The sequence below is a fragment of the Streptomyces sp. T39 genome (assembly GCF_008042045.1).
Taxonomy (GTDB): domain Bacteria; phylum Actinomycetota; class Actinomycetes; order Streptomycetales; family Streptomycetaceae; genus Streptomyces.
Map to the genome: position 1 here is coordinate 37,905 of NZ_RDBP01000030.1, position 12,118 is coordinate 50,022.

9 protein-coding genes are annotated in these 12,118 nt (G+C 76.0%); 1 reads left to right on the forward strand and 8 read right to left on the reverse strand.

The annotated features are described in order from the left end of the window. Positions 1-17 precede the first annotated feature (17 nt). The 8 genes from EAO77_RS21490 to EAO77_RS21525 all read right to left on the reverse strand — a co-directional run bounded on the left by EAO77_RS21490 (position 18) and on the right by EAO77_RS21525 (position 10,709). On the reverse strand, positions 18-1,628 hold the full coding sequence (locus EAO77_RS21490) for a sodium:solute symporter family transporter (RefSeq protein ID WP_147989927.1): 1,611 nt from the start codon (positions 1,626-1,628) through the stop codon (positions 18-20). Next, positions 1,625-1,846, reverse strand: a complete 222-nt coding sequence (locus tag EAO77_RS21495; RefSeq protein ID WP_147989928.1) for a hypothetical protein — start codon at positions 1,844-1,846, stop codon at positions 1,625-1,627. Before EAO77_RS21495 ends, EAO77_RS21490 begins: the two co-directional genes overlap by 4 nt. 442 nt (positions 1,847-2,288) lie before the next feature. Continuing rightward, a complete protein-coding gene (locus EAO77_RS21500; RefSeq protein ID WP_147989929.1) occupies positions 2,289-3,569 on the reverse strand; it encodes a PucR family transcriptional regulator in 1,281 nt (426 codons plus the stop codon). A gap of 102 nt (positions 3,570-3,671) precedes the next feature. Beyond that, on the reverse strand, positions 3,672-6,398 hold the full coding sequence (locus EAO77_RS21505; protein WP_147989954.1) for a helix-turn-helix transcriptional regulator: 2,727 nt from the start codon (positions 6,396-6,398) through the stop codon (positions 3,672-3,674). A 344-nt stretch (positions 6,399-6,742) separates the two neighbouring features. Then, positions 6,743-7,600 (reverse strand): alpha/beta hydrolase family protein, encoded by an 858-nt coding sequence (locus EAO77_RS21510; RefSeq protein WP_147989955.1) that lies wholly within the window; start codon positions 7,598-7,600, stop codon positions 6,743-6,745. A 311-nt stretch (positions 7,601-7,911) separates the two neighbouring features. Beyond that, positions 7,912-8,766 carry an alpha/beta hydrolase family protein gene (locus tag EAO77_RS21515; RefSeq protein WP_147989956.1) on the reverse strand — a complete coding sequence of 285 codons (855 nt, stop codon included), beginning with the start codon at positions 8,764-8,766 and terminating at the stop codon, positions 7,912-7,914. Positions 8,767-9,019: 253 nt separating this feature from the next. Beyond that, complete coding sequence (locus EAO77_RS21520) at positions 9,020-9,817, reverse strand: adenosylcobinamide amidohydrolase (protein WP_410088631.1); 798 nt, start codon at positions 9,815-9,817, stop codon at positions 9,020-9,022. Positions 9,818-9,875: 58 nt separating this feature from the next. After that, positions 9,876-10,709, reverse strand: a complete 834-nt coding sequence (locus tag EAO77_RS21525; protein ID WP_147989930.1) for a class I SAM-dependent methyltransferase — start codon at positions 10,707-10,709, stop codon at positions 9,876-9,878. Between the two features lie 192 nt (positions 10,710-10,901). Here EAO77_RS21525 and EAO77_RS21530 point away from each other — a divergent pair, with 192 nt between their 5' ends. After that, a complete protein-coding gene (locus EAO77_RS21530) occupies positions 10,902-11,891 on the forward strand; it encodes an aldo/keto reductase family oxidoreductase (RefSeq protein ID WP_261994086.1) in 990 nt (329 codons plus the stop codon). Positions 11,892-12,118: the final 227 nt, after the last annotated feature.

Here is a 12,118-nt window from a genome sequence, read left to right on the forward strand (position 1 = left end):
CAGGCGCATGAGCAGCCTCAGGGCCGGTTCCCAGACTCGGCGGCCGGCTGCTGTGCGGCTGCCCAGTCCGCGGGGTCCCGCCCGGCCCGTCCGCCACGGCGCGCGTGCCACCGGGAGCCGAGCACGCACAGCGCGAAGCCGACGGGAACGGTGATCAGCCCCGGCGTCTGCAACGGGAACACATGGAAGTCCCGATCGGGGAAGAGCGCCGTGGGGATGCCCGACGTGGCGGGGGACAGGGCCATCAGGACCGCCGTGAGCACCGGCGTCCCGTACAGCGCCCACCGCACCCCGCGCGCGGTCGTCCCCGGCAGGAAGAGGGTGCAGAGCACCACCGGGGCGATGGCCGAGGCGGCGACGGCGAACGTGAAGGAGAACAGGATCTGCGGATTGCGGTGCTGCGCCAGGACGGACAGCAGGACCGCGAGGGCGCCGACGGCCAGGACCGCGCGGCGGGCCCGCCCGGTCTCCGGCATCCCCGCGGGCCGGCCCCTGCGCCGCACGGCCGGGGCGAGGTCGTGGGCGAGCGAGGCGGCCGCCGCCACGGCGATGCCGGCGACGGCGGCCAGGGTCGTCGCGAACACCGCGATCGCCACGAACGCGAACAGCACGCTGTGCGCGGGCGCCACGCCCGGGTCCAGGGCGCCCGTGACCATCAGCAGCGCCGTCCCGCCGGCCGGGTCGGCCGCCCGCAGCGCCTCCGCGCCGACCAGGGCCGCGGCTCCCATGCCGACGACCACGATGCCCGCGCACACGACGGCCACGGCGCCCACGGCCCACCCCATGGTGGCGCGGACATGGCGGTCGCCGCGCATGGGGTGCAGGCGCATCATCACGTGCGGCATGCACGCCGCACCGAGCGCGAGGGTCATGTGGAAGCCGATCAGATCGAGCGTGCCGACCGCCGAATCGCCGAACTGGAGCCCCGGCGTTCCGTACGCGGAGCCCTGTCCGCTGCCACCGGCGGCAGCGTCCCACAGGTTCAGCGGATTCCAGTCGAAGCGGCTCAGCACGAGCCCGGCGAGCAGCAGGACCGCCGCCACCAGGACCACCGTCTTCAGGATCTGGACGTAGCCCGTGCCGCGCATGCCGCCCGACGCGGAGAAGCAGACCATCAGCGCCCCGGTGGCGATCGTGCAGCCGGTGAGGGCGTCGTCGGGGAGGTCGAGCATCACGGTCATGATCTCGCCCGCCGCGGCCAGCTGGACGACCAGCAGCGGCAGCACGGTCACCAGGACGGCCACGCCCATCGCGACCCGCACCGACCGGCCGCCCAGCCGCTGGGTCAGCAGGTCGCCGAGGGTGAAGCGGTTCCTGCCGCGCAGGGGCCTGGCCAGCACCACGCCGAGCAGCGCCAGCGACAGGACGGTCGCGAACGCGAAGAGGATGCCGTCGTAGCCCACGAGCGCGACCGAGCCGGTGGTGCTCAGGAGGGTGGCGACCGAGATGTAGTCGCCGGCGACGGCCAGACCGCTCGCCGCCGGCCGGGCGGTGGCGCTGCCGGTGTAGAACTGCGCGGGGTCGTCGGAGTCCGCCGCGGCCAGCCCGCACAGCAGCAGCGACACGGACACGAAGGCGACGAACAGGACCAGTGCCAGGGCGTGCCCGTCGATGCTTCCGCCGGTCACGACGCCTCACCGTCCGCGCCGCGGGCACCGCGGCCCTCGTTCACGAAGGCGAGGACGCACCACACGAGCAGGCCGGCGTCGGCCACGGTGAGCAGGAACAGCAGGGGCGCCGTGAGACCGCCCGTCACGGCGCCGGCCGCGATCAGGGCGAGGTGGAACGCGAGCAGGCGGGCCGCCCACCGGAGTTCGCGCGGGTGGCGCGCACGGGGTATCGACATGACGGTCACGGCACCACGCGCCCGCCGCGCCGACCAGCCCCCGGCGCGCCGACGGTGCACCCGCACGGCACGTGCGCTGCCGTGCTGTGCGGGCTCACAACGGGCTTACGCGGCAAGGACGTTGGCCTCTGACGCTCTGACGCTCTGGCGCTCTGGCGCGCTGGCGCTCGGGCCCGGTGCGCAGGAGCGGCGGGAGCGTGCCGCGCCCGGCGCGGCCACGCGGTCGGCGGCGGGGCCGGGGTGCGCGGCGGCCGGTCCTGCCGTCGGCCGGTGGGGTGGGGTGCGCGTGGGCCTGCCCCGCGGTCGGCGGTCGGCGGTTGGCGGTCGGCGGCGGGGCCGGGCCGCGCGCCCGGCCGGCCGTGCAGCCGTCGGGTGGCGGTGTGCCCCCGGTGACCGCGCGGTGGCGGGTCGTGCCGCGCCCCCGCCGGCCGCGCATCGAGGGTCAGACGCGCAGCAGACGGCGGGCCGTCAGGGCCAGGGAGATCTCGACGACGTCGGCCGGGCGGGCCAGCGAACGGCCGGTGAGCTGTTCACAGCGGCGGAGCCGGTTGAGGACGGTGTTGCGGTGGCAGTACAGCCGGCTGCTCGCCCGCTGGGCCGAGCCCTCGCAGTCGAGCCACACGGCGAGCGTGTCCAGCAGCAGGTCCCGGTCGGACGGGTCGAGCCGCAGCAGCGGTCCGAGCACCCGGTCCGCGAGCGCGGCGCCGAGCGCCGGCGCGGACACCACCAGCGCGGCCGGCAGATGCTCGTCGAGCAGCACCGTCCCGCCGCCCTCCGGGCAGGCACGCAGTGCGGTCTCCGCGAGCCGGCGGGCGTCCCCGACCGAGGCGAGGCCGTCGACGGCGGAGCTGATGCCGATCCGCGCGCCCGGCGGGCCGGCGACGTCCCGGGCCAGTCTGTCCAGCGGACAGTCGGCGCCCTCCTCGCCGGAGAGCAGCACGATGCCGAGTTCCACGTCGGCCCCGGTGTGCCACACCACACGCATCCCCGGCAGCACGGCGGCGGTCCGGGCGCCCGCGTAGGCCGCCCCCGGGCCGTCGACGAGCACCACCGCGTACCGCCCCTGCTCGGGCAGGTCGAGCGCCGCGGAGACCTCGGCGAGATCGGCGATCCGGGTGGTGCCGTCCAGGAGCGCGGTGGTCATCACCCGCAGCCGGTTCTCCCGGCGCCAGGTGAGGCGGCGCTCCACCTGGCGGTACGCCTCGGCGACGAGCGTGCAGTGCTCGTCCACGAAGTTCCACACGTCGGCGGCCACGTGCACGAGCAGCCGGACGTCGTCGGGGCGGTGACGGGCGGTCTCCTCGACCAGGCCCTGCCACACGAGCGCCCCGCCGAGCCGGAAGGCGTGCAGCAGCGCGTCGAGCGGCAGCCCCTGTTCCGCCCGGCTCGCGCCGATCTTCCACGAGCACCGTCGGGCCGCGTCGCGGCTGCTGCGCGGGTCGATGAGGGAGTTCACGCTGTGCCGCAGCGACCGGTGCACCTCCTGCCACACCTCGGCCGCGTCGGACTCGATCGCCGCCTGGTAGGCCGGCTCCTGGTCGCGCAGCTCGGCCACCAGCCGGTCGGTGAGTTCGGGCAGGTCGTCCAGGAGCACCCGGGCGGCCCGGTGGAGCACGCCGAGCGCCTCGGCGTTGACGAGTGAGCGGACACGCGCCGTGCCGTGTGCGACAGCGGACGGGATGTCGGGCAGCGCCCGGATCCGGCTTCGTACGACGTGCTGCATCGCGGCCCTCCACCGAAATCGGTTCCGTCCGGCGTGGGGGAGCGATCCCGCGAACCGGACAATGCGTCGAACCCGAAGGATCGCATACCGTCCGGTCGGTCCCTAGGGGTGTGACCGACTCTTTTCGGCACGGTCGACCAGACGGGACAGCTCGACACGCGAGCGCACACCGAGGGCGGCGAACACGTTCCGCAGGTGGTGGTCGACGGTGCGGGGGCTCACCGACAGCCGCAGAGCGACCTCCCGGTTCGTCGCGCCGTCGGCGACGCAGCGCGCGATCCTCAGCTGCTGCGGGGTGAGACGCTCCAGCGGCCCGGCGCTCTCGCCCGTCGCGCCGCCGGTCGCCCGCAGCTCCGACCGGGTCTGATCGGCCCACACCAGCGCCCCGCAGCGTTCGAAGGCGCACAACGCGTCCCGCAGGCGCCCCCTCGCCTCCCGCAGCCGCCGCCGGCGACGCAGCCACTTCCCGTACAGCAGCAGCGTCCGCCCCCGCTCGAAGTCGCCCCCCGCCAGCTCGTGCCGGGCCAGCGCCTGCGCCCAGTACTCCTCGGCCGTGGCCACCGGTGCCAGCAGCGCCCGGCAGCGGGCCAGCTGCGCGGACGCCTGGGGATCGGCGCCCTGGGCCGCCCAGAGGGCGAACTCCTCCACGGCGGCGGCCGTCTCCTCCCGCTCACCGGCCAGCACGGCGGCCTCCACGAAGCACGGCAGCGCCAGCCAGCGCAGCGCGAAATGCCCGGTACGGTGCCCCGGCCGCACCAGCGGCCCGAGCCGCGCCACCGCCTCCGCGGCCAGCCCCCGCCCCAGGTCGGCCAGCCCGCGCGCCCACTCGGCGAGCGTCGCCGCCTGCGCCAGACCGTGCGGGCCGGCCACGGCCAGCGCCGCGTCCGCGTGCCGGGCGACGGCCGCCGCGTCCCCCTCCACCGCCGCCACGAACGCGAGCACGGAGTGGTGGTGCGCGGCGGTGTTGCGCTGACCCGCCCGGTGGGCCACCCGCAGCCCCTCCTCCGCATGGGCCCGCGCCCGCGTGTGCCGGCCCGCGCGCAGTTCCGCGTAGGCCAGCTGCTCCAGCGCCCGGGGCACGAACGCCGCGACGTCGTGCGACCTCGCCGCCGCGAGCGCCCGCGCGCCCAGGTGACACGCGCCCGCGATGTTCCCCAGCACCAGCGCCGCGCTGCCGGCCTGGACCAGGCGCTCCGGGTCGTTCTCCGCCTCGGCGCGCTCCATCACCCGCCGCAGCGGAGCCCGCGCCTCGTCCAGCCGGGCGCTCAGCGCCGCCAGCATGCCGGTGCGGTAGTCGTCGGCCGGCCCCCGGCCGACCCCGGAGAGCGCCGCGACGCAGGCCGCCGGGTCACCGGCGGACCAGGCCGCCGCCAGTGCCGTGAGCCGCGCCACGAGCGCGCGTTCCGGATCGTAGGGGCCCAGCAGCGACGCGGCGAGGAGCAGACTGCCGTAGGCGTCGCCCACCGGACCGTCCTGGAGCGTCAGCGTGCCGCGCACCAGCTCGGCGGAGCCGCGCACCGCGTCGTGGGCCGGCCCCTCACCCGCCGCCGCGAGCAGCTCCCGGGCCCGGTGCGGAAGCCCGGCGAGCCGGGCGTGCTCGGCCGCCGCCGTGAACCGGGCGGTGCGCGCGCTGCCGGCGGCCGACAGCTCACCCGCCCGGGAGAGGGCGACCGCCAGCTCCCCGTGACCCGCCCGGATGTCGGGCGACGACGCGACGGCCGCGAGGACCGCGGCCAGCCGCGGGTCGGGCCCCTGGGCGGCCATCGCCCGGTGCAGCAGGCGCGGCAGCCGGTGCCGCACTCCGTGGAGCGCCGCGGCGAGCAGACTGTGCGCGGCCCGCCGGCGCGACACCGGCGCACCCGCGTGGACCGCGCGGCGCAGCAGCGGGTCGTCGAAGCGGATCCGGCTGCCGGCACTCCGGACGATCCCGGCCGCCTCGGCCGCGTCCAGCGCCCCCGCCGGCACCCCGGCGGCCTGCGCCGCCCGCAGCACGAGCGCCGCGTCCGCGCCGGGGCCCTCGGGAGCGAGCTCCTGGGCGGCGGCCACCAGCAGCAGCAGCGTCCCCGCGTCCGGCGGGAGTTCCGCGAGCCGTCCGCCGGCGACGCGCATCAGGACACCGCCGTCGGCGAGCGGCCGGGGGAGCGGCGCGACCCCCGACAGCTGGGCCGCCGTCAGCCGGTCCGCCAGCGCGGTCAGCAGCGCGGGGTTGCCCGCGGCCTCGTGCAGCAGCTCCTCGCGGACGGCCGCCGGGCACGCGCCGCCGGTCAGCTCGTCGAGCAGCTCCCCGGCCGCGCCGTCGTCCAGCGGACGCAGCCGCACAGCGGGCACCCCGGCGAACTCGGGACTGTCCACCTCCCGGCCCGCCACCGTCAGCAGCAGACCCACGCCCCGCAGCCGGCCGGCGCGGCGGGCGGCGAACCCGAGCGCGGCGCGGGAGCCGGCGTCCCACAGGTCGGCGTCGTCGACGCACACCAGCAGCGGCTCCCCGGAGCCCTGCCGGTTCCCGAGCGCGTCGAGCAGGTCGGCGGGTTCCGGCGGACCGTCCGGGGAACGCGGCGGCGGGCCGAGCACCTGGGTGTGGGAGGCCAGCAGCGACCTCAGCCCGCTCGCGGGCAGATGGCGCTCGCCCGGCTCGGCGCGGACCAGCATCGCCGCTCCGGTGCCGAAGTCGCGCATCGCGCGCTCCAGCAGGGCACTGCGCCCGAGCCCGGGGTCTCCGGCGACGACGAGGGCGCCGCCCGGGCCGGACCGCAGCCGCTCCAGCAGGGCGGCCACATCGGCCAGTTCGGTGGTGCGGCCGTACAGCCGCAGGGAATCCTGTGCGGTCATGTTTCCGGTCACGCCCGGTACGTTACGTCCGCGTAACCATTCGGGGAAGCTGCTGCTCCGCATGCCCGTTGGCCGATAGCACCCCGGCTGACCTGCGTCGACGGCCGCGGTCGCCGTCCGGGTGCTGGCCGGACTCCCAAGCCGGACGGGGCAACTCTGTGCGCCGGCACAGGCGTTCCACGCCCCGCGGCGGATGCCGGCCCGGGCGCCGCCGGCGGTGTCCGGACGCACGAAGGCGGCGGGCGCGCGCGGGGCGCGGCCGCCGCCTGGCGGTGTGCGGTGGTTCAGGTTGGTCAGGTGGTGCGGTGGGTCAGGTGGTGCCGTGGTTCAGGTGACGCGGTGGGTCAGGAGGTGTGCGGGCAGGTGCCGCGGTATTCCTCGATGGTGAGGCTGGGGCGGGGGATGGGGCAGAGGAACTGCTCGTAGCGGGTGTCGTTGTCGATGAACCGCTTGAGCCAGGAGATGCTGTACTTCGCGATCGTCGTGTCCGACGTGTTGGGTGCGAAGTGCGTGGCGTTGTTGAGTTCCAGGTACGCCTTGTCCAGTGAGCTCGGCAGCGACTGGTAGAACGGCTCCGAGTGCGAGGAGACCGGCGCGACGGAGTCGCCGTCCGCGCCGATGACCAGGGTGGGTGTCCTGACCTCGGGCCATGACTTGTCGAGGTTCCAGGGGGTCAGCGGGATGGCGGCCTGGAGGGAGGGCCGGCTCTTGGCGGCCTCCAGCGTGCCGCCGCCGCCCATGGAGTGGCCCATCACACCGAGGCGGGAGGAGTCCACCCGGGAGCGGACCAGGCTGCGGTCCGTCAGGTAGTCGAGGGCGGCCAGCAGTTGACGGCCGCGGCTGTCGGGCTGGTCGAGGGTGGTGTTGGTGTCGATGGTGAAGACGACGAAGCCCTGCGAGGCGAGGCGCGGTCCGAGCCAGGCGATGGACGACTCGTACGCGGTGAACCCGGGCGAGACGACCACGGCGCCGAACGTGCCGTCGGAGGTCGTCGTCGGGTAGTAGATGGTGCCGCCGCCGAAGCCCGTGACGCTCAGCGAGGAGACGCTGGTCTGGGACACGGAGTACGGGCCGCGCAGGGCCTCGATGCTCGACGTCGACGGCGCCGGGCCGCGCTCGTAGGGGTTGTCCGCGGCCTGCGCCCCGGGCACCGCGACGGTGGTGAGGGCGGCCGCGGCCGCCGTGGCCAGCAGCCCGGCCATGAGCCTGCTGCGACGGCGCCGTCCGGCACGGTCTGCCGGCACGGGGGAGGCGGTGGGTCTGGCGGTGTCGTCCTTGTCCTGCACGGGGGTCGTCCTCTCGGGAAGGCGCCGCGGCGGCCCCGGCACGTCCCGGCTGCGTGCCGGAGGGCGTGGAGGGGCCGCGCACGGCGTCGCGGCGGGTGTGCGGGGAGGCCACTGTCGGGGTGCCGCGGCCCTGGCGGCATCGGCGTATTCGCCGGTCCCCGTGCCGGGCGGCGGGCGCGTGGGGCGCGGCCGCCACCCGGCGGTGGTGGGTCAGGTGGTGCGGTGCGTCAGGAGTGCGGGCAGGTGCCGCGGTATTCCTCGATGGTGAGGCTGGGGCGGGGGATGGGGCAGAGGAACTGCTCGTAGCGGGTGTCGTTGTCGATGAACCGCTTGAGCCAGGAGATGCTGTACTTCGCGATCGTCGTGTCCGACGTGTTCGGCGTGAAGTGCGTGGCGTTGTTGAGTTCCAGGTACGCCTTGTCCAGTGAGCTCGGCAGCGACTGGTAGAACGGCTCCGAGTGCGAGGAGACCGGAGCGACGGTGTCGCCGTCCGCGCCGATGACCAGGGTCGGGGTGCTGATCTCCGGCCAGCTGGTGTCCAGGTTCCAGCCGGTCAGCGGGATGGCGGCCTGGAGGGAGGGCCGGCTCTTGGCGGCCTCCAGCGTGCCGCCGCCGCCCATGGAGTGGCCCATCACACCGAGCCGGGTCGTGTCGATGCGCCCCCGCACCGAGCTGCGCTGGGTCAGGTAGTCGAGGGCGGCGAGCAGCTGACGGCCGCGGCTGTCGGGCTGGTCGAGGGTGGTGTTGGTGTCGATGGTGAAGACGACGAAGCCCTGCGAGGCGAGGCGCGGTCCGAGCCAGGCGATGGACGACTGGTAGGCGGTGAACCCCGGGGAGATGGCCACGGCGCCGAACGTGCCGTCCGCCGTGCTGGTCGGGTAGTAGATGGTGCCGCCGCCGAAGCCCGTGACGCTCAGCGAGGAGACGCTGGTCTGCGAGACCGCGTACGGGCCGCGCGTGGCCTCGATGCTCGACGTGGTCGGCGCCGGGCCGCGCTCGTAGGGGTTGTCCGCGGCCTGCGCCCCGGGCACCGCGACGGTGGTGAGGGCGGCCGCGGCCGCCGTGGCCAGCAGCCCGGCCATGAGCGTCCGGTGACGGCGCCGTCCGTGACGGGACCCGGGGGATGTGGGGGAGGTGGTGGGGGTGAGCTGCACGACGGAGTCGTCCTCTCGGTCGTGGCGGCTTCACGGGGAACGGCCGACCGGCCGGGGAGGACCGGGGCCGTCGGGGATCCCGCGAGTGGCGCCGCCGTGTTCGATGGCGGTGCCACTGTCAGGGCGCGGCGGACCGGTGGGCATCGGCGTAATCACCGGTGTCGCGTGAGCCCCGAGACCCTCAGCGGACGTGCCGCTCCCGCGATGCGCAGGCGGCGGCGGGGCCGCCCGCCGGACGTCGCACGCGGGGCGACTCCTCGCGGCAGGCATCCGTCACGGCCCGGTGCACGGCGCGCGCCACCCGGGCGCCCCAGACGGACCGGGGCCCGGCGAACGGCTCCGGCGGCCGCCCGTCGACGGGCCGGACGGCGGCCACGCAGACCGCGTCGGTCGGGGTGCCGGAGGCGTCGGCACCCGTCTCCAGCAGGGCCTGCACCTTGGCCTCGGTCGCGGTCGCGACCGCGTTGACGAGGGCGGCGTCGCTCAGCGGCACGGGCACGGAGACCACGATGTTGATGGTGCCCGCCCGCTGCGGGCCCGGTTCGCCCGGCGCGGGTACGGCGGCCCAGCCCCGCACCCCGATCCCGGCGGTCACCAGGGCCTCCACACCCTCGTCCGCGGCCCAGCGGCGCGCGCGGACGTCGGCGGCCGTCATCAGGCCGACCCCCGGCCCGGTGGCGCCCGCCGCACGTGCCAGTGCGGCGAGGTGGGCCGCGGGATCCATCCGCCGGTAGCCGGGCGGCACCTGTGCGTTGAGGACCCACTCCCGCTCACCGGTGCCGCCGCCGAGGAGGGCGCTGGAGATCATGCGCATGCCCCGGCCCGGGGCCCAGAGCAGCATCGGCCACCGGCCGCCGCTCTCCTCGCGGGTCAGCAGAAGGGCGTCGCGCAGCGCGGTGACGGGGGGTGCCGCGGCGCCGTCCGGCGGCGCGGCGCCGGCGGGGCCGCGCACGGGAACCGGCGGGGGCGAATCAAGCACCCCGCACCCTAACCCGGCGTGCCGGACCGCCGCCGGGGTGGCCCCGCCCGGCCGCGGATCAGGCGCTGCGGCGGGCGGTGACCAGCAGGTACTCCCATTCCATGGCGCCCGAGGGGCCGGCGTGCCGGCGGGCGAGATCGGTCAGTTCGCGGTCGAGTGCCGCGGTCCGCTCCCGGTCGTCGGCGATGTTGCGGTAGACGGCGATGGTCGGCCCGTAGAACGTCGTGAAGAAGTCACGGAACGCCTCGGGCGTGGCGAACCGGTCCACCGTGACCGTCTCGCGCCGCATGTCGAGATCCGTCACCCCGTCGCCGAGGAGCGCGCGCACATGCTCCTCCTGCCCCCACAGCGGCGGCGGCTGGGCACCGGGCGGCGGCGCGGGGGCGTACGGCTTCATCGCCGCGAACATCTGCCCGATGAAGCCCTCGGGGGTCCAGTTGATCAGGCCGATGGTTCCCTCCGGGCGGCACACCCGGACGAGTTCGGCGGCCGTGGCCGCGTGGTGCGGCGCGAACATCACGCCCACGCACGACATCACCGTGTCGAACTCGCCGTCGCCGAACGGGAGGGACTCCGCGTCGGCCTCCCGCCATTCCAGCGTCGCGCCGGCCCGGTCCGCCGACTGCCGCCCCACCTCCAGCAGTTCGGGGGTCAGATCGCTCGCCACGACGTCCGCGCCCGCGAGGGCGGCCGGAATCGCGGCGTTGCCGGATCCGGCGGCCACGTCCAGCACGCGCTGTCCCGCGCCGACGGAGCAGGCGGCGACCAGCCTGCGGCCGAGTTCGGGGATCAGCTCGGCGGCCACCACCGGGTAGTCGCCGAGGGCCCACATCGCACGGTGCTTGCTCTTGAGGGCACGGTCGGCCTCGACCGCGTCGATCGCTCCGGTCATGACAGCTCTCCTCACGGGGCCCTGAGCGGCCACCGCCCGACAGCCGTCAGAAGTCACAGGTCGCGTATGCACTCGTTCCTCCAGCGTAGGAGCGTTCGCGGATCGGCCCCACCGCACGAGCGCAGCGCCACCGTCACCGCACGCCCCGTCACCGTTTCCGGGGTGCGCCCACGCCCGCATAGGCTGACCGCCGTGACGATCAACGGGACGGACGGAACGCACGACGTGACGGGCCACCAGGGCGGACGCGGAAACGGCCTCCTCTACGGCTGCATGGGACTCGGCGGAAGCTGGGACCCCGGGCCGTACGGCGCCGAGGACATCGACCACGCCGAGGCGGCGGTGTCCGCGGCGCTGGAGAGCGGGATCACCGCGTTCGACCACGCGGACATCTACCGGCACGGCAAGGCCGAGGCGGTCTTCGGTGAAGTCCTGGCACGCACTCCCGGCCTGCGGTCCGGGATCGTCCTGCAGACCAAGTGCGGCATCCGGCTCGCCGACGGGGAACGCCCCGGCATCTACGACCTGCGGGGCGCGAGCATCACGCGCCGGGTCGAGGAGAGCCTGACGCGGCTGCGCACCGACGTCCTCGACGTCCTGCTGCTGCACCGCCCCGATCCGCTCGCCGACCCGGACGACATCGCGGCCGCCCTGACCGCTCTGCACCGCCAGGGCCTGGTGCGCGCCTTCGGGGTGTCGAACATGGACGCGGCGCAGATCGAGGCCCTGCGGACACGCCTCGACGTGCCGCTGGTCGCCGACCAGTTGGAGATGAGCCTTCACCGGCGGGACTGGCTGGAGGCGGGGGTCCTGGTCAACACCCCGGCGGCGGCCGGGCTCGGGATCGCCCCGGGCACGGTCGAGTACTGCGGGGCGCACGGAGTCGGCCTCCAGGCGTGGGGCGCCCTCGCCCAGGGCCGCTACTCCGGCCGGCAGGAGACGCCCGCGGAGCATGCGACCGCCCGCCTGGTCGCGGCGCTCGCGGAGGCGAAGGGCACCACGCCGGAGACCGTGCTGCTGTGGTGGCTCCAGCGCCACCCGGCGGGCATCGTGCCGGTGATCGGCAGCGCCCGCCCCGAGCGGATCCGCGCCTGCGCGGACGCCGCGCAGGGGGAGGCCCGGCTGACGCACGAGGAGTGGTACGAGCTCTGGATCACGGCCCGCGGCGAGCCCCTGCCGTAGGCGCCTTCGCGGGGAGCGGGCCGCCGGGGGCGGCCGCCCCCGGGTGCGGCCCTGCCCCTTCGCGGGCGGCGGTGCGGCTCGGGTGCGCTCCGGCCTCCGCCTCCGGCTCCGCCTTCGCCTCCGGCCTTCGCCTCCGGCACGGCTCTCCCCGGCCGGCGTGTGGCTCCTGAGCCCACAGCCTGCAGCCCGGGCCCGCCGGGCGGCGCCGGCGGTGGAGCGCACCCGGG